Annotated in this window: 22 protein-coding genes; 10 read left to right on the top strand and 12 right to left on the bottom strand. The window is 55.9% G+C overall.

Going from position 1 to position 24,942, the window contains the following annotated elements; translation table 11 throughout:
• Nucleotides 1-118: 118 nt before the first annotated feature.
• The 3 genes from gltB (at nucleotide 119) to H7R76_RS02740 (ending at nucleotide 7,292) form a co-directional block, all read left to right on the top strand.
• Complete coding sequence (gltB, locus tag H7R76_RS02750) at nucleotides 119-4,579, top strand: glutamate synthase large subunit (protein WP_106927289.1); 4,461 nt, start codon at nucleotides 119-121, stop codon at nucleotides 4,577-4,579.
• 9 nt (nucleotides 4,580-4,588) lie between these two features.
• Entirely contained in the window at nucleotides 4,589-6,007 is a 1,419-nt protein-coding gene (locus tag H7R76_RS02745; RefSeq protein ID WP_106927291.1) for a glutamate synthase small subunit, read from the top strand.
• A gap of 199 nt (nucleotides 6,008-6,206) precedes the next feature.
• Nucleotides 6,207-7,292 carry a PDDEXK nuclease domain-containing protein gene (locus H7R76_RS02740; RefSeq protein ID WP_182966910.1) on the top strand — a complete coding sequence of 362 codons (1,086 nt, stop codon included), beginning with the start codon at nucleotides 6,207-6,209 and terminating at the stop codon, nucleotides 7,290-7,292.
• 32 nt (nucleotides 7,293-7,324) lie between these two features.
• Here the strand turns inward: H7R76_RS02740 and sspB are convergent, their stop codons facing one another.
• The 5 genes from sspB to zapE all read right to left on the bottom strand — a co-directional run bounded on the left by sspB (nucleotide 7,325) and on the right by zapE (nucleotide 11,015).
• On the bottom strand, nucleotides 7,325-7,825 hold the full coding sequence (gene sspB, locus H7R76_RS02735) for a ClpXP protease specificity-enhancing factor (RefSeq protein WP_106927295.1): 501 nt from the start codon (nucleotides 7,823-7,825) through the stop codon (nucleotides 7,325-7,327).
• A 4-nt stretch (nucleotides 7,826-7,829) separates the two neighbouring features.
• Nucleotides 7,830-8,468, bottom strand: coding sequence for a stringent starvation protein SspA (gene sspA / locus H7R76_RS02730; RefSeq protein WP_106927297.1), 639 nt, complete (start codon nucleotides 8,466-8,468; stop codon nucleotides 7,830-7,832).
• A 295-nt stretch (nucleotides 8,469-8,763) separates the two neighbouring features.
• Nucleotides 8,764-9,156 (bottom strand): 30S ribosomal protein S9, encoded by a 393-nt coding sequence (rpsI, locus tag H7R76_RS02725; RefSeq protein ID WP_000829815.1) that lies wholly within the window; start codon nucleotides 9,154-9,156, stop codon nucleotides 8,764-8,766.
• A gap of 15 nt (nucleotides 9,157-9,171) precedes the next feature.
• The gene (rplM, locus tag H7R76_RS02720; protein ID WP_000847556.1) at nucleotides 9,172-9,600 is read right to left on the bottom strand and encodes a 50S ribosomal protein L13; all 429 of its coding nucleotides are present in this window, start codon (nucleotides 9,598-9,600) and stop codon (nucleotides 9,172-9,174) included.
• Between the two features lie 290 nt (nucleotides 9,601-9,890).
• Nucleotides 9,891-11,015: a cell division protein ZapE gene (zapE, locus tag H7R76_RS02715; protein WP_106927299.1), complete on the bottom strand. Its 1,125-nt coding sequence runs from the start codon at nucleotides 11,013-11,015 to the stop codon at nucleotides 9,891-9,893.
• A gap of 197 nt (nucleotides 11,016-11,212) precedes the next feature.
• On the opposite strand from zapE, the gene zapG reads away from it, so the two are divergent.
• The 3 genes from zapG (at nucleotide 11,213) to degS (ending at nucleotide 14,381) form a co-directional block, all read left to right on the top strand.
• A complete protein-coding gene (gene zapG / locus H7R76_RS02710; protein WP_106927360.1) occupies nucleotides 11,213-11,611 on the top strand; it encodes a Z-ring associated protein ZapG in 399 nt (132 codons plus the stop codon).
• Nucleotides 11,612-11,749: 138 nt separating this feature from the next.
• Nucleotides 11,750-13,126, top strand: a complete 1,377-nt coding sequence (gene degQ, locus H7R76_RS02705; RefSeq protein WP_106927301.1) for a serine endoprotease DegQ — start codon at nucleotides 11,750-11,752, stop codon at nucleotides 13,124-13,126.
• 187 nt (nucleotides 13,127-13,313) lie between these two features.
• Nucleotides 13,314-14,381: an outer membrane-stress sensor serine endopeptidase DegS gene (degS, locus tag H7R76_RS02700; RefSeq protein ID WP_182929944.1), complete on the top strand. Its 1,068-nt coding sequence runs from the start codon at nucleotides 13,314-13,316 to the stop codon at nucleotides 14,379-14,381.
• Nucleotides 14,382-14,441: 60 nt separating this feature from the next.
• Here degS and mdh read toward each other — a convergent pair whose 3' ends face one another.
• Entirely contained in the window at nucleotides 14,442-15,380 is a 939-nt protein-coding gene (mdh, locus tag H7R76_RS02695; RefSeq protein ID WP_182966908.1) for a malate dehydrogenase, read from the bottom strand.
• Nucleotides 15,381-15,824: 444 nt separating this feature from the next.
• On the opposite strand from mdh, the gene argR reads away from it, so the two are divergent.
• The 3 genes from argR (at nucleotide 15,825) to yhcN-B (ending at nucleotide 17,317) form a co-directional block, all read left to right on the top strand.
• Nucleotides 15,825-16,295, top strand: a complete 471-nt coding sequence (gene argR / locus H7R76_RS02690) for a transcriptional regulator ArgR (protein ID WP_035891195.1) — start codon at nucleotides 15,825-15,827, stop codon at nucleotides 16,293-16,295.
• Nucleotides 16,296-16,670: 375 nt separating this feature from the next.
• A complete protein-coding gene (yhcN, locus tag H7R76_RS02685) occupies nucleotides 16,671-16,934 on the top strand; it encodes a peroxide/acid stress response protein YhcN (RefSeq protein ID WP_106927309.1) in 264 nt (87 codons plus the stop codon).
• Nucleotides 16,935-17,050: 116 nt separating this feature from the next.
• Nucleotides 17,051-17,317, top strand: a complete 267-nt coding sequence (yhcN-B, locus tag H7R76_RS02680; protein ID WP_106927311.1) for a DUF1471 family stress response protein YhcN-B — start codon at nucleotides 17,051-17,053, stop codon at nucleotides 17,315-17,317.
• Nucleotides 17,318-17,370: 53 nt separating this feature from the next.
• On the opposite strand, the gene H7R76_RS02675 is transcribed toward yhcN-B, so the two are convergent.
• The 5 genes from H7R76_RS02675 to aaeX all read right to left on the bottom strand — a co-directional run bounded on the left by H7R76_RS02675 (nucleotide 17,371) and on the right by aaeX (nucleotide 22,350).
• On the bottom strand, nucleotides 17,371-17,646 hold the full coding sequence (locus H7R76_RS02675) for a barstar family protein (RefSeq protein ID WP_106927313.1): 276 nt from the start codon (nucleotides 17,644-17,646) through the stop codon (nucleotides 17,371-17,373).
• Nucleotides 17,647-17,673: 27 nt separating this feature from the next.
• A complete protein-coding gene (locus tag H7R76_RS02670; protein WP_106927315.1) occupies nucleotides 17,674-19,128 on the bottom strand; it encodes an NAD-dependent succinate-semialdehyde dehydrogenase in 1,455 nt (484 codons plus the stop codon).
• A 105-nt stretch (nucleotides 19,129-19,233) separates the two neighbouring features.
• Nucleotides 19,234-21,201, bottom strand: coding sequence for a p-hydroxybenzoic acid efflux pump subunit AaeB (gene aaeB / locus H7R76_RS02665; RefSeq protein WP_106927318.1), 1,968 nt, complete (start codon nucleotides 21,199-21,201; stop codon nucleotides 19,234-19,236).
• Nucleotides 21,202-21,206: 5 nt separating this feature from the next.
• Nucleotides 21,207-22,139 (bottom strand): p-hydroxybenzoic acid efflux pump subunit AaeA, encoded by a 933-nt coding sequence (gene aaeA, locus H7R76_RS02660; RefSeq protein ID WP_106927321.1) that lies wholly within the window; start codon nucleotides 22,137-22,139, stop codon nucleotides 21,207-21,209.
• A gap of 7 nt (nucleotides 22,140-22,146) precedes the next feature.
• On the bottom strand, nucleotides 22,147-22,350 hold the full coding sequence (gene aaeX / locus H7R76_RS02655) for a p-hydroxybenzoic acid efflux pump operon protein AaeX (protein ID WP_035891204.1): 204 nt from the start codon (nucleotides 22,348-22,350) through the stop codon (nucleotides 22,147-22,149).
• A gap of 129 nt (nucleotides 22,351-22,479) precedes the next feature.
• Here aaeX and aaeR point away from each other — a divergent pair, with 129 nt between their 5' ends.
• The gene (gene aaeR, locus H7R76_RS02650) at nucleotides 22,480-23,406 is read left to right on the top strand and encodes an HTH-type transcriptional activator AaeR (protein ID WP_182966906.1); all 927 of its coding nucleotides are present in this window, start codon (nucleotides 22,480-22,482) and stop codon (nucleotides 23,404-23,406) included.
• A gap of 89 nt (nucleotides 23,407-23,495) precedes the next feature.
• Here the strand turns inward: aaeR and tldD are convergent, their stop codons facing one another.
• Nucleotides 23,496-24,941 carry a metalloprotease TldD gene (tldD, locus tag H7R76_RS02645; RefSeq protein ID WP_182966904.1) on the bottom strand — a complete coding sequence of 482 codons (1,446 nt, stop codon included), beginning with the start codon at nucleotides 24,939-24,941 and terminating at the stop codon, nucleotides 23,496-23,498.
• Nucleotide 24,942 lies beyond the last annotated feature (1 nt).

Below are 24,942 nucleotides of genomic sequence, written 5' to 3'. Positions count from 1 at the left end.
AAAGAGGGCGAATGCGAGGTTAGGCAAAGAGTGCCTCACCCCGTCGCCATGCTCTTGCTGTGCCTTGCGCGCAATCGATTAAGGGGGCGTCCCGTAGAGCCTGGGGAGGTTCACTGATATGTTGTACGATAAATCCCTTGAGAGGGATAACTGTGGTTTCGGCCTGATCGCCCACATAGAAGGCGAACCTAGCCACAAGGTAGTGCGTACCGCGATACACGCACTGGCCCGAATGCAGCACCGCGGCGCAATACTCGCCGACGGTAAAACCGGTGACGGTTGTGGCCTGCTGCTGCAAAAACCTGACCGTTTCTTTCGCATCGTCGCCGAAGAGCGCGGCTGGCGCTTAGCGAAAAACTATGCCGTTGGGATGCTGTTCCTGAATAAGGATCCTGAACTGGCAGCGGCGTCTCGCCGTGTTGTAGAAGAAGAACTACAGCGTGAAACCCTGTCTATCGTCGGCTGGCGCGATGTGCCAACCAATGAAGGCGTACTGGGTGAAATCGCCCTCTCCTCTCTGCCTCGCATTGAACAAATTTTCGTTAACGCCCCTGCGGGCTGGCGTCCGCGCGATATGGAACGCCGTCTGTTTATCGCCCGTCGCCGTATCGAAAAACGCCTCCAGGAAGATAAAGACTTCTACGTTTGTAGCCTGTCGAACCTGGTCAACATCTATAAAGGTCTGTGTATGCCGGCGGATTTGCCGCGCTTCTACCTGGACCTCGCGGACCTGCGTCTGGAGTCGGCCATCTGCCTGTTCCACCAGCGCTTCTCCACCAACACCGTTCCACGCTGGCCGCTGGCTCAGCCGTTCCGCTATCTGGCGCACAACGGCGAGATCAACACCATCACCGGTAACCGCCAGTGGGCACGCGCGCGTACCTATAAGTTCCAGACCCCGCTGATCCCGGATCTGCACGACGCTGCGCCTTTCGTTAACGAAACCGGCTCCGACTCCAGCTCCATGGATAACATGCTTGAGCTGCTGCTGGCAGGCGGGATGGACATCATTCGCGCCATGCGTCTGCTGGTACCACCGGCCTGGCAGAACAACCCGGATATGGACCCGGACCTGCGTTCGTTCTTCGACTTTAACTCCATGCACATGGAGCCGTGGGACGGCCCGGCAGGTATCGTCATGTCTGACGGTCGCTATGCCGCCTGTAACCTCGACCGTAACGGTCTGCGCCCGGCGCGCTACGTCATCACCAAAGACAAGCTCATCACCTGCGCTTCTGAAGTCGGTATCTGGGATTACCAGCCTGACGAAGTGGTTGAAAAAGGCCGCGTAGGCCCAGGCGAGCTGATGGTTATCGACACCCGCAGCGGCCGCATCCTGCACTCTGCTGAAACCGACAACGATCTGAAAAGCCGCCACCCGTACAAAGAGTGGATGGAGAAGAACGTTCGCCGCCTGGTGCCGTTTGAAGATCTGGCCGATGACCGCGTTGGCAGCCGTGAGCTGGACGACGATACGCTTGCCAGCTATCAGAAACAGTTTAACTACAGCGCTGAAGAGCTGGATTCCGTTATCCGCGTGCTCGGCGAAAACGGCCAGGAAGCGGTCGGCTCAATGGGTGACGATACCCCGTTTGCCGTGCTCTCCAGCCAGCCGCGTATTATTTACGACTACTTCCGTCAGCAGTTTGCGCAGGTGACTAACCCGCCAATCGACCCGCTGCGTGAAGCGCACGTGATGTCGCTGGCGACCAGCATCGGCCGTGAAATGAACGTCTTCTGCGAAGCGGAAGGTCAGGCGCACCGTCTGAGCTTCAAATCACCGATTCTGCTGTACTCCGATTTCAATCAGCTCACCACGATGAAAGAGGAGCACTACCGCGCCGATACGCTGGATATCACCTTCGACGTGACGGAAACCGATCTCGAAACGACGGTAAAAGCGCTGTGCGATAAAGCCGAAGAGATGGTGCGCAGCGGTACCGTACTGCTGGTGCTGTCCGATCGTAACATCGGCAAAAATCGTCTGCCGGTACCGGCCCCGATGGCGGTAGGCGCTATCCAGACCCGTCTGGTTGATAAGAGCCTGCGCTGCGACGCTAACATCATCGTAGAAACCGCCAGCGCCCGCGACCCGCACCACTTTGCGGTACTGCTCGGCTTCGGCGCAACGGCTATCTACCCGTATCTGGCTTATGAAACCCTGGGACGTCTGATTGATACGCATGCTATCGAGAAAGACTACCGCACGGTGATGCTGAATTACCGTAACGGCATCAACAAAGGCCTGTACAAGATCATGTCCAAAATGGGCATCTCGACCATTGCCTCCTACCGCTGCTCCAAGCTGTTTGAAGCGGTTGGCCTGCACGACGATGTGGTCGCTAACTGCTTCCAGGGCGTGGTCAGCCGCATTGGCGGCGCGTCGTTCGACGACTTCCAGCAGGATCTGCTGAACCTGTCGAAACGTGCCTGGCTGGCGCGTAAACCGCTGGATCAGGGCGGGCTGCTCAAATACGTTCACGGCGGCGAATATCACGCTTATAACCCGGACGTGGTGCGCACCCTGCAACAGGCAGTACAGAGCGGTGAGTACAGCGATTACAAAGAATATGCCGAGCTGGTGAACAACCGTCCGGCGGCGACGCTGCGCGACCTGCTGGCGATAACCCCGAACGGGGAAACCGTCAACCTGGCCGACGTTGAACCAGCAAGCGACCTGTTCAAACGTTTCGACACCGCCGCGATGTCTATCGGCGCACTGAGCCCGGAAGCACACGAAGCGCTGGCGGAAGCGATGAACAGCATCGGCGGTAACTCCAACTCCGGCGAAGGCGGCGAAGACCCGGCGCGTTACGGTACCAACAAAGTATCGCGCATTAAGCAGGTGGCTTCCGGTCGCTTTGGCGTGACGCCAGCGTATCTCGTTAACGCCGACGTGATTCAGATTAAAGTTGCCCAGGGCGCGAAGCCAGGCGAAGGCGGTCAGTTGCCGGGTGATAAAGTCACCCCGTACATCGCCAAACTGCGCTATTCCGTACCGGGCGTGACGCTGATTTCACCGCCACCGCACCACGATATTTACTCTATCGAGGATCTGGCGCAGCTGATTTTCGACCTGAAACAGGTCAACCCGAAGGCGATGATCTCCGTGAAGCTGGTTTCCGAACCGGGCGTCGGCACTATCGCCACGGGCGTAGCGAAAGCTTACGCTGACCTGATTACCATCGCTGGCTATGACGGCGGCACCGGCGCAAGCCCGCTGTCTTCCGTCAAATACGCGGGCTGCCCGTGGGAGCTGGGCCTGGTGGAGACCCAGCAGGCGCTGGTTGCCAACGGCCTGCGTCACAAGATTCGTCTGCAGGTAGACGGCGGTCTGAAAACCGGCGTCGACATCATTAAAGCGGCGATCCTCGGCGCGGAAAGCTTCGGCTTCGGCACCGGTCCAATGGTCGCGCTGGGCTGTAAATACTTGCGTATTTGCCACCTGAACAACTGCGCAACGGGTGTGGCAACTCAGGATGAAAAACTGCGTAAGAACCACTATCACGGCCTGCCGTTCAAAGTGACTAACTACTTTGAATTTATCGCCCGTGAAGTGCGCGAGCTGATGGCCTCGCTGGGCGTAACCCGCCTCGTAGACCTGATTGGCCGCACCGACCTGCTCAAAGAGCTGGATGGCTTCACCGCCAAGCAGCAGAAGCTGGAGCTGTCTCGTCTGCTGGAAACCGCCGAGCCGCATCCTGGCAAAGCGCTGTACTGCACCGAGAACAACCCGCCGTTTGATAACGGCGTGCTGAACGCGCAGCTGCTGCAGCAGGCAAAACCGTTTGTTGATGAGCGCCAGAGCAAAACCTTCTGGTTCGACATCCGCAACACCGATCGTTCCGTGGGCGCATCGCTATCGGGCTACATCGCCCAGACGCATGGTGACCAGGGGCTGGCGGCAGACCCGATTAAGGCGCACTTCAACGGTACCGCGGGCCAGAGCTTCGGCGTGTGGAACGCCGGCGGCGTTGAGCTGTACCTGACCGGCGATGCCAACGACTACGTCGGTAAAGGCATGGCGGGTGGTCTGCTGGCGATCCGTCCTCCGGTGGGTTCTTCCTTCCGCAGCCACGAAGCGAGCATTATCGGCAACACCTGCCTGTACGGCGCAACCGGTGGTCGTCTGTACGCCGCAGGGCGTGCAGGTGAACGTTTCGGCGTCCGTAACTCCGGGGCGATTACCGTGGTGGAAGGTATTGGCGACAACGGCTGTGAATACATGACCGGCGGCATCGTCTGCGTGCTGGGCAAAACGGGCGTTAACTTCGGCGCCGGTATGACGGGCGGCTTTGCTTACGTACTGGATGAAGACGGTGATTTCCGTAAACGCGTTAACCCGGAACTGGTGGAAGTGCTGGATGTCGACTCGCTGGCGATTCACGAAGAGCACCTGCGCGGTCTGATTACCGAACACGTGCAGTTAACCGGTTCTTCCCGCGGCGAAGAGATCCTGGCGCACTGGCCGTCTTACTCCGCGAAGTTCGCGCTGGTTAAGCCGAAGTCCAGTGATGTGAAAGCCCTGTTGGGTCACCGTAGTCGTAGCGCAGCTGAGCTGCGTGTGCAGGCGCAGTAAGAGGTCATCATGAGTCAGAACGTTTATCAATTTATCGACCTGCAGCGCGTTGATCCGCCGAAGAAACCGCTGAAGATCCGCAAGATCGAATTTATTGAGATCTACGAGCCGTTTTCCGAAGGCCAGGCCAAAGCACAGGCAGACCGCTGCCTGTCCTGCGGTAACCCGTACTGTGAGTGGAAATGTCCGGTACATAACTACATCCCGAACTGGCTGAAGCTCGCCAACGAAGGACGTATTTTTGAGGCAGCCGAGCTGTCGCACCAGACCAACACCCTGCCGGAAGTCTGCGGGCGCGTTTGCCCGCAGGACCGCCTGTGTGAAGGTTCCTGTACGCTGAACGACGAGTTCGGCGCAGTGACCATCGGCAACATCGAGCGCTATATCAACGATAAAGCATTTGAGATGGGTTGGCGTCCGGATCTGACCGGCGTGAAGCAAACCGGCAAGAAAGTCGCCATCATCGGTGCGGGCCCAGCGGGCCTGGCATGCGCCGACGTACTGACCCGTAACGGCGTGAAAGCGGTGGTCTTTGACCGTCACCCTGAAATCGGCGGTCTGCTGACCTTCGGTATCCCGGCCTTCAAGCTGGAAAAAGAGGTGATGACCCGCCGCCGTGAAATCTTCACCGGGATGGGCATTGAGTTCAAACTGAATGTCGAAGTGGGACGCGACGTGCAGCTCGACGATCTGCTGAAAGATTACGACGCCGTCTTCCTCGGCGTGGGCACCTATCAGTCCATGCGCGGCGGCCTGGAGAACGAAGACGCGTCTGGCGTATTCGACGCTCTGCCGTTCCTGATTGCCAACACCAAGCAGATCATGGGCTTCGGCGAAACCGCCGAAGAACCGTACGTCAGCATGGAAGGCAAGCGCGTGGTGGTACTGGGCGGTGGTGATACTGCGATGGACTGCGTGCGCACCTCCATTCGTCAAAATGCGGCTCACGTTATCTGTGCTTATCGCCGTGACGAAGAGAACATGCCGGGTTCGAAACGCGAAGTGAAAAACGCGCGTGAAGAAGGCGTGGAATTCCAGTTCAACATCCAGCCGCTGGGCATTGAAGTGAATGCTAATGGCAAAGTAAGCGGCGTGAAGATGGCGCGCACCGAAATGGGACAGCCGGATGCGAAAGGCCGCCGTCGCGCGGAGATCGTCGCCGGTTCCGAGCATGTCATCCCGGCCGATGCCGTCGTGATGGCGTTTGGCTTCCGTCCACACAGCATGGAATGGCTGGCGAAACACAGCGTTGAGCTGGACTCTCAGGGCCGCATCATTGCGCCTGAAGGTCACGAAAATGCCTTCCAGACCAGCAACCCGAAAATCTTCGCCGGGGGTGACATCGTGCGTGGTTCGGATCTGGTGGTGACAGCGATTGCCGAAGGCCGTAAGGCGGCTGACGGGATTATGAACTACCTGGAAGTGTAAGAAGGCTCTTCTCTGGCCCCTGTCCACATTTGCGGACAGGGGCTTTTTTCTTCGTATATCCCCGCCATTCTTTGAAAGCTACTCGCAATTCAGACTGCAAGTCTTTGTAATTAGTAGAACGCGGATTGATCACTTCAGCGCCCGGGCGTATTGATAGCGGCAAAATTTCACATTGCGACTATCACTACAGGGATGAAATATGAACACGCCGGCGGCACCTCAAAACGCAGATGATTATCAGCAGATCCATGACGGTATTATCCATCTGGTCGATTGCGCACGAACTGAAATAGTTCGCAGCGTTAACGCACTCATGACCGCGACATACTGGGAAATTGGCCGACGCATTGTCGAATTTGAGCAAGGTGGTGAAACCAGAGCGGCTTATGGTGAACAGCTCATTGATCGTTTATCGCAGGATTTAAGCCAAAGGTATAAACGCGGTTTTTCTACAAGAATCCTGTGGCAAATACGCACTTTTTACATTTATTTTCAACATATTGAAATTCCGCAGACGGTGTCTGCAGAATCTAAATATCTCATACAACTGGCCAAGTTTTTCCCGCTTCCCTGGTCTGCATACGTCCGCCTTCTGTCGGTAAAAAGTCCCGATGCGCGCAGCTTTTACGAGAAAGAGACGCTCCGCTGCGGATGGTCAGTACGGCAGCTCGATAGGCAAATCGCCACACAATTTTACGAGCGGACGCTGCTGTCTCGCGATAAAACGGCCATGCTACAACAGGCTGCGCCCGCCGCCGCCGAGGTTACGCCAGAGCAGGCAATACGCGACCCGTTCATTCTGGAATTTCTGGACCTGAAAGACGAGTATTCAGAGTCCGATCTTGAAGAGGCCCTACTCAACCACCTGATGGACTTTATGCTGGAACTCGGTGATGACTTTGCATTTGTAGGCCGTCAGCGTCGCTTGCGGATTGACGACAGCTGGTTTCGCATCGACCTGCTATTTTTCCACCGGAAATTACGCTGTCTGTTGGTTATCGACCTGAAAGTAGGCAAATTCAGCTATGCCGATGCGGGACAAATGAATATGTACCTGAACTATGCCAAAGAGCACTGGACTATGCCGGGAGAAAATCCGCCCGTGGGGCTCATTCTGTGTGCGGAGAAAGGGGCTGGGGAAGCGTACTACTCACTGAACGGTCTGCCCAATACCGTGATGGCAAGCGAATACAGAGTACAGCTGCCTGATGAAAAGCGGCTGGCAGATGAGCTGATTCGCTCACAAAAGGCATTGGCCGCGCAGGGTAACTTATTATCAAACTGACATAACAAAACAGGCCCCAAAGGGCCTGTTTTTTATTTCACAACGCGCAGCGCCGGTCGCCCGCCGCGAGGCGGCGGTGGCGTGTCGTCCGGCTCGTCGCCGTCATCGCTATCCGGTTTGTTGCCGTCAATGACCGACATCACCGTTTCGCTTCCAGCGTTGTCCACGTTCTCATCATCGTTGAAGCTTTCGGCATCTTCATCGTAAGCTGCTTCGGGTTCAAACATGGTTCCAGCACCGTTTTCGCGAGCATAGATAGCCAGCACGGCCGCCAGCGGGACGGAAACCTGACGCGGCACGCCGCCGAAGCGCGCGTTAAAGCGCACTTCATCATTGGCCAGCTCAAGGTTGCCCACCGCGCGCGGCGCGATGTTCAACACGATCTGCCCGTCACGCGCGTACTCCATCGGCACGTTCACGCCCGGCAGCATAACGTCTACCACCAGGTGCGGCGTCAGCTGGTTATCCAGCAGCCACTCATAGAACGCGCGCAGCAGGTACGGACGACGCGGAGAAAGCTGTGATACTTCCATTCAATTAACCCCGGCCAAGGCGCATTTCGCGCTCGGCTTCCGTTAAGGAGGCGAGGAAAGAGTCACGTTCGAAGACACGGGTCATATAGCCTTTCAGCTCTTTCGCACCCGCGCCGCTCAGCTCGATACCCATTACCGGCAGACGCCACAGCAGCGGAGCCAGGTAGCAATCAACGATGCTGAATTCGTCGCTCAGGAAGAACGGCTTCTGAGTGAAGACCGGCGCAATCGCCAGCAGCTCTTCACGCAGTTGTTTACGCGCGGCGTCTGCCTGCGCGGCGGAACCGGTCATCACGACGTTCATCAGTGAGTACCAGTCTTTCTCAATACGGTGCATATACAGGCGGCTTTCGCCACGTGCAACCGGGTAAACTGGCATCAGCGGCGGGTGCGGGAAACGCTCATCAAGATATTCCATAATGATGCGTGATTCCCACAGCGTTAGCTCACGATCTACGAGTGTCGGAACGCTTTGATTCGGGTTGAGGTCAATCAGATCCTGCGGTGGATTGTCCTTTTCCACGTGCTCTATCTCAAAGCTGACACCTTTCTCAGCCAGCACGATGCGGACCTGATGGCTATAGATGTCAGTAGGACCAGAAAACAGCGTCATTACCGAACGTTTGTTGGCAGCGACAGCCATGAAAACCTCCAGGTATAATCAGAATTTGTACTGCTGCCAGCCACAACGGCGGCCAGCCAGACGATAAGCCTCATCTGCACGCTGGCGACATTCTCGTTCACGTTCTAAACAAAAAATGAACAATCGCGCGCATTTGGGCAGAAAATTGGAAGATAGTCTACCAGATTTTGAACGACTTGTGGTGAGGGGATTCCGGAAAAGCGGAAAAAGAGCCCGGCAGCCCTGCTTTACGGGCATAAAAAAACCCGCCGAAGCGGGTTTTTCGCCAATGATTGTCTGCCGAAGCAGAAACCAATTAACGTTTGGAGAACTGCGGACGACGACGTGCTTTACGCAGGCCGACTTTCTTACGTTCAACCTGACGAGCATCACGAGTAACGAAGCCAGCTTTACGCAGTTCGCCACGCAGGGACTCGTCGTACTCCATCAGAGCGCGGGTGATACCGTGACGGATCGCACCAGCCTGACCAGAGATACCACCACCTTTAACGGTGATGTACAGATCCAGTTTCTCAACCATGTCGACCAGTTCCAGCGGCTGACGAACTACCATGCGGGCAGTTTCACGACCGAAGTACTGTTCCAGAGAACGTTGGTTGATAACGATTTTGCCGTTGCCCGGTTTGATGAACACGCGAGCTGCGGAACTTTTGCGGCGACCAGTGCCGTAGTATTGATTTTCAGCCATTGCCTATAATCCCGATTAGATGTCAAGAACTTGCGGTTGCTGTGCCGCGTGGTTGTGCTCGTTGCCAGCGTAAACTTTCAGTTTACGGAACATAGCACGACCCAGCGGGCCTTTTGGCAGCATGCCTTTAACCGCGATTTCAATCACACGCTCAGGACGGCGAGCAATCATCTCTTCAAAGGTCGCTTGTTTGATACCACCGATGTGGCCGGTGTGATGATAGTACACTTTGTCAGTACGCTTGTTGCCGGTTACAGCAACTTTGTCAGCGTTCAGAACGATGATGTAATCACCGGTATCTACGTGCGGAGTGTATTCCGCTTTATGCTTACCGCGCAGGCGCAGAGCCAGTTCAGTAGCCAGACGGCCCAGAGTTTTACCGGTCGCGTCAACAACATACCAGTCGCGTTTTACGGTTTCTGGTTTAGCTGTAAAAGTTTTCATTAAAAGCTTACCCAAATAAATAAGTTACACGTTGGTGAACACCCAAACGTTTAGTCAGTTGAGGTTCACACGACATTGTCCAGCAAACCTACCCCTTCGAATAGCCTATGCCGGCGCAGAGAAAGTTTCGGGAAAAAAACTCTCTTGTAACGTGGGGTCGCAAGATTATAGAGAAGTCGGGGTCAAAGATCGACCCCTTTATGTGATTTGCTGCGGGTTTTTCAAGGTTTGGAGCGGTGTGGCCCGCTGGCCACATCCTCAGCCCCTCTCCCACGGGGAGAGGGTGGCATTCAGGGCATATGCGCGCGCTTCAGGTACTCTTCGCTCTGCATTTCCTGCAGACGCGACAGGCAGCGCTGGAACTCAAATTTCAGCCGCTCGCCCTGGTAGATGTTGTACAGCTCAACCTCAGCGCTGACCACCAGCTTGACGTGACGCTCGTAAAACTCGTCCACCAGTGCGATAAAGCGCCGAGCCTCGCTCTCCAGCAGCGGCGTCATCACCGGTACGTCGTACAGCATGACGGTGTGGAACAGGCGGGAGAGCGCAATGTAGTCGTGCTGGCTGCGCGCATCAACGCACAGCGTGGTAAACGAGACCGCCAGCGTTTGGTTCTCTACGCCGAGCGTCGGCAGCGGACGGTGGTTAATTTCCAGCGTCGTGTGGTTCTGCTGCGGCGTACCTGCCAGCGCCAGCCACAGTTTATTCATCTGCGCGCGCGTCGCCTCGTTTAACGGCGACAGCCACAGGTGAGCCTGGGTGAGCGTGCGCAGACGATAGTCAATGCCAGCGTCCACGTTCATGATATCGCAGTGCGTTTTGATCGCCTCAATCGCTGGCAGGAAGCGCGCGCGCTGGAGGCCATTACGGTACAGCTCATCCGGCGGAATGTTGGACGTTGCGACCAGCGTAATACCGCGCGCAAACAGCGCTTTCATCAGGCCGCCGAGCAGCATGGCGTCGGTGATATCCGAGACAAAAAATTCGTCGAAGCAGAGCACGTCGGTTTCTGCTTTAAAGCGCTCGGCGACAATTTCCAACGGGTCACTGTGCCCCTGCAACGCCGACAGCTCCTCATGCACCCGCAGCATAAAGCGGTGGAAGTGCAGGCGCTGCTTCCGCTCGCCGGGCAAGCTTTGATAGAACATGTCCATCAGCCAGGTTTTGCCGCGCCCCACGCCGCCCCACATATAAAGGCCACGCACTGCCTGTGGTGCATCGGGTTCTTTTTTGCCCAACAGCTTACCAAAGCGCGCGCGCAGGCCGCCGCCGGGGGCCGCCGCGGGCATTTTGTGCTGGAGTTCCTGGTAAATGGTGTCGAGGCGATTAACCGCCTCACGCTGGACATCGTCGGGTTGATGACTGCCCTCTTCAAGGGCCTGAAGATAGCGCGATGTGGGGGACTGGCTTTGCATGATCTAATTGTTATTCCTTTGAAAACCGGTATGTCTTACTTCACGATTGACTAAAAAAAGTCCGTTCTACACTACGCGATGATGCGTCAGGATTCCACTTCTACAGGATTAGCGGTTATAGTGGCACTATCGGGCGCAGGCACGGAGTTGCCTTATAGCCAATACCCTACGGAACAACAAAACAACGGGAGATGTTCATGACCTGGGAATACGCGCTAATTGGGTTAGTTGTCGGTATCATCATCGGTGCCGTGGCCATGCGTTTTGGTAATCGCAAACTACGCCAGCAGCAGGCGCTGCAATACGAGCTCGAAAAAAACAAAGCCGAGCTGGAAGAGTATCGCGAAGAGCTGGTCAGCCATTTTGCCCGCAGCGCCGAGCTGCTGGATAACATGGCCGATGATTACCGCCAGATTTACCAGCACATGGCGAAAAGCTCCAGCAACCTGCTGCCGGGCATGTCAGCGGAAGCCAACCCGTTCCGCAACCGTCTCGCGGAATCCGAAGCCGGTAACGATCAGGCGCCGGTGCAGATGCCGCGCGACTATTCAGAGGGCGCATCCGGCCTGCTGCGCAGCGGTGCCAAACGCGATTAATCTGCATTCCACAAATATTTTACGGGCGCATGACCTGCGCCCGTCCTCTTCTGCTCACGCCGTCTATATTTACTTCAATAACATCAGTCTTTTCGGGAAGTCATATTCTTGCATCCAGGGTCATGAGGGCCAGCATCAATGAATAAATCAACGTTACTGTTAAGTGCATTGGCATTCAGCGTGGGGTTATCCGTTGCCGCACCGTCGCCGGTGTTCGCGTCACTGCCGACGCAGGTTCCGGGCCAGGGCGCACTGCCTAGCCTCGCGCCGATGCTGGAGAAAGTGCTGCCTGCGGTAGTGAGCGTACAGGTAGAAGGCACGGCCCCGGTGAACCAGCAGGTCCCGGATGAGCTGAAAAAATTCTTTGGCGATGACGGCGGCAATGCAACCAACGAGCCGGGCCAGCAGTTTGAAGGGCTTGGCTCTGGCGTGATCATTGATGCGATTAAAGGCTACGTGCTAACCAACAACCACGTCATCAGCGACGCACAGAAAATCAGCGTGCAGCTGAACGATGGCCGCGAGTTTGAAGCGAAGCTTATCGGCAGTGACGATCAAAGCGATATCGCGCTGCTGCAAATTCAAAAAGCCAGCCATCTGACGCAAATCGCCATCGCCGACTCCGACAAACTGCGCGTAGGCGACTTTGCCGTCGCCGTCGGCAACCCGTTCGGCCTGGGGCAGACCGTCACCTCCGGCATTGTTTCCGCGCTGGGCCGCAGCGGCCTGAATCTGGAAGGGCTCGAGAACTTTATTCAGACCGACGCCGCCATTAACCGCGGTAACTCCGGCGGTGCGCTGCTCAATCTCAATGGCGAACTGATCGGCATTAACACCGCCATTCTGGCGCCCGGCGGCGGCAGCATCGGCATCGGGTTTGCCATCCCCAGCAACATGGCGCAGACCCTGGCCCAGCAGTTGATCCAGTTCGGCGAGATCAAGCGTGGCCTGCTTGGCATTCGCGGCATGGAGATGAATGCCGACATTGCCAAAGCGTTTAACCTCGACGTACAGCGCGGCGCTTTCGTGAGCGAAGTGCTGCCAGGCTCTGGCTCCGCAAAAGCAGGCATTAAATCCGGCGACGTGATTACCAGCCTCAACGGCAAGCCGCTGAGCAGCTTCGCCGAGCTGCGCTCGCGCATTGCGACAACGGCGCCAGGTTCAAAAGTGAAGCTGGGGCTGTTACGCGACGGTAAACCGCTGGAAGTCGAAGTCACGCTGGATAAAAGCACCTCCGCAACCGCCAGCGCGCAACTGATTATTCCGGCGCTGGAAGGGGCATCGCTGAGCGACGGCCAGGCGAAAAATGGCACCAAAGGGGTGGTTATCTCTAACGTTGAGAAAGGCAGCCCGGCCGCGCAGATTGGCCTGCATAAAGACGACGTTATCATCGGTATTAACCGCCAGACCACGCAGTCTATTGCTGAACTGCGTAAAGTGCTGGAGGCCAAACCGGCGGTTATCGCGCTGAACGTGATGCGCGGCGGCGAAAGTATTTATCTGCTTCTGCGGTAATGACCTGAGCCGGTCATCCGTTACCCTGCGTCAGCCAATACTGGCGCAAGCTGTCGCGTTTTGACGCTCCAGGCTCAAGGATGAGCCTTCGACAGCCAGCTCACGGGTCGGATGCAGCGTATACGCTGTATGTCCGCTTAACTCGTGGTATGCTTCGTCCAGTTTCCTTATCAACGATGCCTGTATCATGCTTGTAAAGCTCTTACGTTCGGTTGCAATTGGTTTACTGGTCGGCGGCATATTGATTGTCTCCGTCCCCTCGTTACGTCAATGGAACCCTATTTCCGCTCCGCGCTTTAGCAGCACGGATGAAACGCCCGCCAGCTACAATGCCGCGGTGCGCCGTGCCGCGCCGGCGGTGGTGAACGTCTATAACCGTAGCCTGAACAGCAGCAGTAATAATCAGCTGGAGATCAAAACGCTCGGCTCCGGCGTCATTATGGACGAACGTGGCTACATTATTACCAACAAGCATGTCATCAACGATGCGGATCAGATCATCGTCGCCTTACAAGACGGCCGCGTATTTGAGGCCCTGCTGGTTGGTTCTGATAGCCTGACCGACCTGGCGGTGCTGAAAATCAACGCCACCGGCGGCCTGCCGGTCATTCCTATCAACCCGGCGCGTACGCCGCACATCGGCGACGTCGTGCTGGCGATCGGCAACCCGTATAACCTGGGGCAGACCATTACCCAGGGGATTATCAGCGCCACCGGGCGTATCGGCCTCAACCCAAGCGGACGACAAAACTTCTTACAGACCGATGCCTCAATCAACCACGGTAACTCCGGCGGCGCGCTGGTGAACTCGCTGGGCGAGCTGATGGGGATCAACACCCTCTCCTTCGATAAGAGCAACGACGGCGAAACGCCAGAAGGTCTGAGCTTTGCCATTCCGTTCCAGCTGGCAACTAAAATCATGGATAAGCTGATTCGCGACGGACGCGTTATTCGTGGCTTTATCGGCATCAGCGGGCGGGAGATCGCGCCGCTGCATTCGCAGGGCGGCGGTATCGACCAGATTCAGGGCATTGTGGTTAATGAAATTGCGCCAGACGGCCCGGCGGCGCAGGCGGGCATTCAAAATAATGACGTGATTATCTCGGTGAACGGTAAACCGGCGGTGTCTGCGCTGGAGACAATGGACCAGGTGGCAGAGATTCGCCCGGGGTCCGTTATCCCGGTCGTCGTGATGCGTGACGATAAAAAGCTGACGATGCAGGTGACTATCCAGGAATACCCGGCGTCAAACTAAACGCTCACCGAAAAAGCAAAGGGGCCATTGGCCCCTTTGTGACATCTCAGGCTTCACGACTTACTTATTAATAATGTCTTCACCCAGCTGAATATCTTTTCTCAGCGTCTCCAGCATACCTTCCAGCGCCTGCTGCTCGTAAGCGCTGAGCTTGCCGATAGACTGACGCTCTTCCACCCCGTTTTTACCCAGCAGCAGCGGCTGCGAGAAGAAGCGCGCATATTGACCGTCGCCTTCCACATAGGCGCATTCCACCACGCCCTTCTCGCCCTGCAGCGCACGAACCAGAGACAGACCGAAACGCGCCGCCGCCTGCCCCATAGAGAGCGTTGCCGACCCGCCGCCCGCCTTCGCTTCCACCACTTCAGTGCCCGCGTTCTGGATGCGTTTGGTCAGATCGTTTACTTCCTGATCGGAGAAGCTCACGCCGGAAATTTGCGACAATAAAGGCAGAATGGTGACGCCGGAGTGGCCGCCAATTACCGGAACTTCCACCTCACCGGCGCTTTTATCTTTGAGCTCCGCCACAAAGGTATTGGAGCGGATGATATCCAGCGTGGTCACGCCGAACAGTTTATTCTTATCGTACACGCCCGCTTTTTTTAGCACTTCCGCAGCAATAGCGACGGTGGTGTTGACCGGGTTGGTAATAATACCAATGCAGGCTTTCGGCGCGGTTTTTGCAATTTGCTGCACCAGGTTTTTCACAATCCCGGCGTTAACATTAAACAGATCGGAGCGATCCATACCGGGCTTACGAGCAACCCCGGCAGAAATCAGGACAACATCCGCCCCAACCAGCGCAGGCGTCGCATCTTCGCCGGAGAATCCTTTGATTTTGACATCAGTAGGAATATGGCTGAGATCGACCGCCACGCCCGGTGTGACGGGGGCAATATCATAGAGGGAGAGTTCTGAACCTGAAGGCAGTTGGGTCTTTAGTAGTAGGGCAAGCGCCTGGCCAATACCGCCGGCGGCACCAAGGACTGCGACTTTCATCCTAAACTCCTTATTATGGTTAATGACATTCAGGCAACAACCTGTCGTGGACCGCATAACCAACGCAGGAGCTACCTGTTGTTACTCCGTTGCGGCGACCTTAATTCACAAGGTAAATAATTACAATATAATTGCTTACAGAATGCGGGCTATCCAACAGCATCCGCACTACTCCCAGAAAAAGGCCTTTCTACGAAACCAAACTTTCATCAACTATCGATTACAATATACTCAGCGAATTGGGTAAAACAACAGCAATTTAATAACATTTCATTTACTTTTAACTTATTTGGATCCCGTGATATAGGCATGTTTCTTAGGCCTGAATTTTGCTAAAATCCCGCCTTTCTGTATTTGCCCGGGTCTCCTGGAGCAAATTATTTTGCATAAATATTCGCCTATATGCATAATAATGTTAATTTCACCACCATAATCGGGTGACTTATGCGAAGTTCAACGAAACAAGAAGAATTAGTTAAAGCCTTTAAAGCATTACTGAAGGAAGAAAAATTTAGCTCTCAGGGCGAAATTGTTCAGGCCTTGCAGGAAGAAGGCTTCGATAATATTAACCAATCCAAAGTTTCTCGCATGCTGACCAAGTTTGGCGCCGTGCGTACCCGCAACGCCAAAATGGAAATGGTTTACTGTCTGCCGGCCGAACTGGGCGTGCCGACCACCACCAGCCCGCTGAAGAATCTGGTACTGGATATCGATTACAACGATGCCGTGGTGGTTATCCATACCAGCCCAGGCGCAGCGCAGCTGATTGCTCGTCTGCTGGACTCATTGGGCAAAGCAGAGGGCATTCTCGGCAGCATCGCCGGTGATGACACCATCTTCACGACGCCGGCCCGTGGCTTTACCGTAAAAGACCTCTATGAAGCCATCCAGGTTCTGTTCGAGCAGGAACTGTAAATCCTCCGCCGTTCTCCTCTGGACCACCAGAGGAGCTGCTTTTCCCGCCCTTCTCCACAGGTTCCACTGCCGTTTCGTTAGCATTTAGTGCGATTCTTCGACCTAACGCATAGATTCAGTGAATATATCCTTTACTCACCGCACGAAAAATCAAAAAACGATATCTTTTTGATTTTACGCATTATTTTAACAAGACTTTGCCAGAATTTGGCTTTTTTTATACAAATCTGTTCTAAAAATGACGATTCCTGACGTCTAGTTACAGACGAAACAATTAGCGGGGTATTAATATTTCATGTGATTAGTGTATACTTAATTTCGTGATGAGGGTCACAAAACAAAGACCTTCCAAAAAAATTCGACGAGGTGAGTATCATGAAAATCAAATCAACTGTTGCCGCTCTGAGCATCCTTTCCGTTATCTCATTTGGCGCGTTTGCCGCTGATTCTATCAACAGCGATCAGGCGCAAAATCGCCAGCCAATCGGCACCGTTTCTATCGGTTCCGTCGGTTCATCCCCGATGGATATGCACGAAATGCTGAACAAAAAAGCGGAAGAACAAGGTGCGTCATCCTATCGCATCATTGAAGCCCGTACCGGCGCTCACTGGCACGCAACAGCAGAACTGTACAAATAAGACAGCGCGCAGTTAAACGTCGGCAGTTTTAAAAGTTAACGACCCAGCGGTCCAGGAATCTGAAGTATGTCCTCTCACCGCTGAAGAATGAAAAATAAGGTGAGGAGTAAAGAATTATGAAAAGCGCAATGATCATCGCATCTCTTGGTCTGGCATCCGTACTGTCCTTTGGCGCCAGCGCAGCAGTGCATCAGGTAAACGCTGAACAAGCGCAAAACCTGCAATCCATGGGCACCGTATCTGTCTCTCAGGTTGGCAGTGACCCAATGGATATGCGCAGCGCATTAGCCGCTAAAGCAGAAAAAGAAGGTGCCAGCAGCTACCGCGTAATTGAAGCCCGTACCGGCGACCATTGGCACGCTACGGCTGAGCTGTACAAATAAACCCTCGTCGTCTTGTCCGACGACTTGCCCTCGCCCTTATGCGAGGGCTTTTTTTATCCGCGCTGAACGTTAAAGCGCAGCATCCCTTCCAGCTCTTCTTCCGCTTCATCAAACAGCAGAATCAGCGCACCGTAGCGGCGGCGCTGCTTTTCGCTCAGATGGCTAAACTCGATCTCCAGCGGCAGCGGCATGTGTGGCCCCGTGACCACACTCCACAGCGCGTCTAAATCGCGAATAGACTCACGATCGAGGGCAAAGAGTCGGGCGAACTCTCGATAAAAATCGCCCTGATCCTCTATCTCGTCAAAATCAAAAGTATAGATTTTCATCTCACGCCCCCTTCCCAGCCAACAAGCTTAAAGTCCCCCGATGTGCAGCGTTTTCACCTCAAGGTACTCTTCCAGACCCAGCACCGAACCTTCACGTCCCAATCCGGACTCTTTCACACCGCCGAACGGCCCCAGTTCGGTGGATACCGCACATTCGTTAATGCCAATCATCCCGCTCTCCAGCGCCTGCGCGACGCGGAAGACGCGTGGCAGGTTCTGGGTATAGAAGTAGGCGGCCAGGCCATAAGGGGTATTATTCGCCCGCTGAATGACCTCTTCTTCATCCTGAAAACGGAAACAGGCCGCCAGCGGTCCAAAGGTTTCTTCCTGCGCCAGCAGCATGTGTTCGTTGCAGTCTCCGAGCACCGTCGGCTGCCAGAAATTCCCTCCCAGCGCATGCGACTGCCCGCCGACCAGCACCTGTGCGCCTTTCGCAACGGCATCTTCCACGTGTTCACGTACCTTCCTGACCGCCGCAGGCTCGATGAGTGGGCCAACCACCACGCCATCATCCAGGCCATTGCCCACCTTCAGCGCCTTCACGGCGTCAGCAAGCTGGCGGGTGAAGCGGTCATAGACGCTGTCATGAATATAAAAACGGTTCACGCTGACGCACACCTGCCCGGCGTTACGGAACTTATTCGCTACCGCCCCCTGAACGGCTGCGTCGATATCGGCATCCTCAAACACGATATAAGGCGCGTTGCCGCCCAGTTCCATCGATACCTTCTTCATCGTTTCCGCCGCGTTGCGGACCAACGTTTTCCCAACCGACGTCGAGCCGGTGAACGAGATTTTGCGTACCTCATGGCTGGCCATAATCGCGTCGCTGATTTCCTGCGTATTACCCGCAACGGCGTTCAGTACGCCATCGGGAATACCGGCCTTTTTCGCCAGCGTCAGCAGCGCAAATGCACAAAGCGGTGTGTTATTCGCCGGCTTTATCACGCCAGTACAGCCCGCGGCCAGCGCGGGTCCTAGCTTACGCGTGAGCATCGCCATCGGGAAATTCCACGGTGTAATCGCCGCGACGACGCCAATTGGCTCCCGCGTAGCCAGAATTCGCGAACCGGGTTTTGCCGGAGGAATGATTTCACCGTTCGCCCGTTTTCCCTGTTCGGCAAACCACTGAATGAAGCTTGCCGCATAGTCCACTTCGCCTTCCGCCTCTTTCAGCGGCTTCCCCTGTTCAATGGTCATGAGCTGCGCCAACCAGCTTTTATGCTCAACGATCAGCTGATACCAGCGGTAAAGCAACTCTGAACGCGCTTTCGCCGTTTTGGCCCGCCAGAGCGGGAAGGCGTTTGCCGCTGCTGCAATCGCCTGCTCGGTTTCTGTTTTCCCAGCCTTCGCCACCTTTGCCACCACATCGCCCGTTGCCGGGTTCAGCACATCAAAGGTCGCATCAAGACGGCGCCATTCACCGTTGACCAGGTAACCGGTTTGAAAAAGCTCGTTGTCCTGTAGCGCTTGCGTGGTCATTACACCCTCCTGAAAAGTGTTTCCAGTTAAGTATAGACAGCGCTTTTGCGGGGATAGGAAGTGAAAGGGAAAGATCCCGACCTCGTATCGACGTCGGGAGTCCGATTAATGAATGGTTAACGCACTTTGATACTTGTGCAGCATCGCCACCAGCCGCTCAACCGGCTGTGTCACCTGGACTGGTGCTTCCCACACCCGCAGCTTTTGCTGGTACACCTCAAGCTCTTCAAGCAGACGCGAGAAGTAGTAGCGGCGCTTATCATCGCTGCTCGCCGAAATCACCCGATCGGCGGTACGGCGCAGCTGGCGGTGGAACGCCGACAGGTCATCGTTGATAGGGATCGGCGCATCGCGCAGGCGCTGGTGCGCAATAATGAGCGTCAGCGCAAGACGGAACTTGGCAATATCACCCGGGAACTTGTTGAGCAGCAAAAAGAGCTGCTGATAGAGCGCCGGCAGGTGATTCTCTTTACGCCGCGCCATATTGGTGGTCATCGCCGAGACGGCGGCAAACACAAACTGGTTCAGCAGCACCCGACCGGTACGCAGACGCGAGTTATCGCGGATCAACAGGATCACAATCAGCGCCATAAAGCAGCCAACAATTTGCCCCAGCGCGCTGTCGAGAAACTGGCTGAAGTGGAAGGTCATCGGATTATCGAGCACCAGAATGTTGATGGTACTGGCCAACGCGCCGAGCGACCCCAGCCGACGCTTCTGTACTTCAATGCCGATAAAGAAGCACATCACCGCCAGACTCAGGCACAGCAGCAGCATACTTTGCTGTGTGGCGGGCATAATGACCAGGAAGTAGAGCGACCCGATCGGTAACGCGGCAATCGTGCCGTAAAGAAAGTCAATCGCCACCATGCGCGGGTTGGGCAGACGCATCGCCAGCGAGGTCACTACCGCGATCATCACCATCGCCCCGCTGCCGGAGGTCCAGCCGGTCCACAGCCAGAACAGGATCCCCAGCGCGCAGGAGACGGTGGTACGCCAGAAGTTAACCATCGCGTGATGGCGTTCGGCCGACTCGGGACGCACCACCACTTCGCTTTGCAGAATTTCTTCTTCCCGGGCGCTGATTTTCGCGTTGCCAATCACCCCGCGCTTCAGCAACAGATAGCGCGTGGCGGCGCCCACCCAGCTGTAAATCGTCACCGGCGTATCGTGCTCACCGGTCCACGCCAGCACCCGGCGCATACGTTTAAGCTGACGGTGTACGTCCTGCACCGTTTCGACCGGTTCAGCAAACAGTTCGCGATAGGCATCCGTCACCAGCTCCGGCCGCGAGTTTTGCATAATAAACGTTTCACAGGCCTGGGTGATCATCGTCAGCGATACGGTATTCAATGCCTTCAGACGACGGTTGGCGCGCACCCAGCGTGAGGATTCCATATTGAGGTTGCTGCGCATGCCCTCCATCGCGGTGGCGCGACGCACCAGCGCGTGCCAGGCGCGGTCCATTTCATCGCTGTCGCCGTGCTTGATGCACAACTGCATCAGGCGATACTGATCGACGAGCATGGCATCCAGTTCGTGATCGATCTCTTTTTTGATCGAGCGCGGTGAAAACAGCAGATCCGCAACGATCGCACAAACGATACCGATCACGATCTCGCTGCAGCGTTCGACGGCAAACTGCGGCGTGAGCAGCGGCTCGGACTGAATAGTGATGACAATAATGAGCGCGGTATAGCCGGAAAGCCCCCAGGCATAGGAGTTCTCGACGCGTACCAGCGATGAGATCCAGGTACAGAACCCGGCCCAGATACTGCACACCAGCAGCATCAGCAGCGGTGCGCGGATCATGGTGATAATGATCGCCAGCGCGGCGATACAGCCGATAAAGGTGCCGACGATACGCAGCATCCCGCGATAGCGAATGGCCCCCGCATAAGGTTCCCCACCGGCTGCAAACGCGGGGCCAGCGGCGACAATCGCCGCCGTCAGTACCGCCCAGCGGGGCGTTTCAAGCTGAAAATGAAAGCCGACAAACAGCGCCAGCACCACCGCGCAGGCCAGCTTGATGGCAAAGCGGATGTGCTGGTTGGCAATACTGAAGATGCCCATGACGATTAACCGAATTCACGCAGGCGCAGCGCCAGTTTCTGGAAGAAGGTCATCTGGCGCGCATCGCGATCCTTCGCACCGGTGATCACCACCGTCGCGGTTGTCCCCGCGGGCCATAGGTTGCCCGGCTCGTCATCAAGATGGATACGTACCGGCACGCGCTGCGCCAGACGCACCCATTCCAGGTTAGAGTCAATGGTGGCCATCCCCTTGCTGTCAACGCTGCTGCTGGCGTTGGTCACACCCGCCGCCACGCTATCAACGGTGCCTTTCAGTACTCGGTTGCTGCCCAGCGGGGTAATTTCCGCACGATAACCGGGACGTACGTGCTCGAGCTTGGTTTCTTCCAGGTAGGCCATCACGTAGAAAGAGTGCTGTTTAACGAGCGCTACCGCCGTCGAGCCACGGGTAATAAATTCACCGGCATACACGTTCAGGTTGGTCACCCAGCCGTCGGCCGGGGCGCGGATCACGGTACGATCGAGGTCAAGACGCGCCAGGTCACGCGTGGCCTGTGCTTTCGCCAACTGGTGCAGAACGGTTTGCAGCACGTTATTCGACTGATCGATTTCTTCGCGCGACATGGCGCTGACACCCAGCTGGTTACGACGGCTGGCTTCACGCCCTTTTTCAGCGGCCAGCGCCTGATAATAGGCCACATCCGCTTCCGCTTCCGCGAGCGCCTTCTGATAACGCGGCTGGTCGATAACAAACAGCACCTGATTTTTGCTAACCAGTTGGTTATCCTTAACCTGTACCCCGGTAATCAGGCCCGAAACGTCAGGGGCAATCGCCACGACGTCCGCGCTAAAGCGAGCGTCACGCGTCCAGGGTGATTCGGTGTAATAGACCCAGGCGCGAAAGATTGCGATGAACGCCAGGATGACCAGTATCACCGTAATGGCGGTACGGGATAGATTTCTTGTTAGTGTTTTCACATCCACCTCAAACGAACAAACGTGATATCAAATAAAACAGGCAGCAATAAAGCGCGGTGTTGAACAACGCAGGATGCCAGACAAAATCGTAGATCCCGGTTGGCGTCAGCACGCGACGCACCAGCCAAAAAATGGCGAGCGATAAGAGCAGCTCAAAGAAGATCGGCGGAAAAGAGAGACCGAAAATCACGATGACAGGAAACAGGCTCATGTTGACCTTACTAGACTAGCGTGCAGGTGAGATTGGAACTTTAGTTATTCAACTAACAGTATATTAACGTAACTGTTATAGCCTTATCTACATAGTGTGATGCAAATCACTTTTAAGCCAGAGTGAACAATGGAACGACTAAAACGGATGTCGGTATTTGCCAAGGTTGTCGAGCAAGGCTCCTTTACCGCCGCGGCCCGGCAGCTACAAATGAGCGTATCTTCCATCAGCCAGACTGTCTCTAAACTGGAAGATGAGCTCCAGGTCAAGCTGCTTAACCGCAGCACGCGGAGCATTGGCCTCACCGAAGCCGGTAAAATTTACTACCAGGGCTGCCGGCGTATGCTGTTCGAAGTCCAGGACGTTCACGAGCAGCTTTACGCTTTTAACAATACGCCGATCGGTACGCTGCGCGTCGGCTGCTCTTCAACTATGGCACAAAATGTTCTCGCCAGGATCACCGCCGATATGTTGAAAGAGTACCCTGGCCTGACCGTGAACCTGGTGACAGGGATCCCCGCACCGGACCTGATTGCCGATGGCCTGGACGTGGTGATCCGCGTGGGGGCGCTGCAGGATTCCAGCCTCTTCTCGCGCCGCCTCGGCGCGATGCCGATGGTGGTCTGTGCGTCAAAAAAATACCTCGCACAGTATGGCGTGCCCGAAAAACCGGCCGACCTGAGCAACCATTCATGGCTGGAATATAGCGTCCGTCCGGATAACGAATTTGAGCTGATAGCGCCCGAAGGGATATCCACCAAGCTGCTGCCACAAGGTCGGTTTGTCACCAACGATCCGATGACCATCTCACGCTGGCTGGTTGCCGGTGCCGGCATTGCCTACGTGCCGCTGATGTGGGCGATCAATGAGATCAACAGCGGCGAGCTGGAGATCTTGTTCCCGTGCTACCAGTCCGATCCTCGCCCGGTATACGCGCTGTATACCGAAAAGGACAAGCTGCCGCTGAAGGTGCAGGTCTGTATTAACTATCTGACCGACTATTTTGTGGAAGTGGCGAGACTGTTCCAGGGAATGCGGGGGAGAAGTAAAGAATAGCGGTAGGCCCGATAAGCGTTGCGCCATCGGGCATTTCGGACGTTGTCATCCGTCTCAATGCACCTCACAAGGAGGTGCATTTTTTCAGATCAGGCGGTACCGCCCACCGTTAAATTATCGACCTTCAGCGTCGGCTGGCCGACGCCCACCGGCAGACTCTGGCCTTCTTTACCGCAGACGCCCACGCCGTTATCCAGCTTCAGATCGTTACCGACCATCGACACCTGCTGCATGGTTTCAATGCCGGAGCCAATCAGCGTTGCCCCTTTCACCGGCTTGGTCACCTTACCGTTTTCAATCAGGTAGGCTTCCGAGGTCGAGAACACAAACTTACCGGAGGTGATATCGACCTGGCCGCCGCCAAAGTTAGGCGCATACAGGCCGTACTCCACGGATTCAATAATTTCCTGCGGCGTCGATTTTCCGGCCAGCATGTAGGTATTGGTCATGCGCGGCATTGGCAGGTGCGCATAGGATTCACGACGGCCGTTACCGGTTGGCGCGACGCCCATCAGGCGCGCATTGAGCTTATCCTGCATATAGCCTTTCAGAATACCGTTTTCGATCAGCACGTTGTACTGACCCGGCGTACCTTCATCATCGATTGCTACAGAACCACGGCGATCGCCAAGGGTGCCGTCATCAACGATAGTACACAGCTCGGAAGCCACCAGTTGACCCATCTGACCGCTGAAGACCGACGTTCCGCGACGGTTAAAGTCGCCTTCCAGCCCGTGCCCTACCGCTTCGTGCAGCAGCACGCCCGGCCAGCCCGCCCCCAGAACAACCGGCAGGGTTCCCGCAGGCGCAGCCACCGCAGACAGGTTGACCAGCGCCATACGTACGGCTTCTTTCGCCCACGCATCGGCGCGCACCTCACCGTCGAGATCGGCAAGGAAGTAGTCATAGCCAAAACGACCGCCGCCGCCGCTGGCACCGCGCTCGCGCTTACCCTCTTCTTCGACCTGCACGCTAACAGACAGACGCACCAGCGGGCGCACATCCGCCGCCAGCGTGCCGTCGGTGGCGGCCACCAGAATCAGCTCATAGACGCCGGTCAGGCTGGCTGTCACTTCCTGCACGCGCGAATCCGCCGCACGCGCAACGCTGTCCACGCGGCGCAAAATATCCAGCTTCTCTTCACGGGTCATACTCTGCAGCGGATCGAGAGAGGTATAGAGCGCAGGATGTTCTACCGCGCCGAGCGTCTGCACTTTGCCATCGCCCGCATCGCGCACAATAGTCCGCGCGGCCTGTGCGCTCTGTTCCAGCGCCAGCAGGCTTATCTGGTCGGCATAGGCAAAGCCCGTTTTCTCGCCGCTAACGGCACGGACGCCGACGCCCTGATCGATATTATAAGAGCCGTCTTTGATGATGCGGTCTTCTAAAACCCAGGATTCGTGATAGCTGGACTGAAAATAGAGATCGCCATAGTCCAGCCGACGCTCCGTGAGTTGACCAAGAATGGCAAACAGATCCTGATGATTCAGGCCGTTCGCCGCCAGCAATTGTTCACTTACCAGGTTTAGACTCATT

The organism is Klebsiella sp. WP8-S18-ESBL-06 (assembly GCF_014169755.1).
GTDB lineage: Bacteria > Pseudomonadota > Gammaproteobacteria > Enterobacterales > Enterobacteriaceae > Kluyvera > Kluyvera ascorbata_B.
Note: the sequence above shows the minus strand (reverse complement) of the source record. Positions and strands in the feature narration are given on the sequence as shown.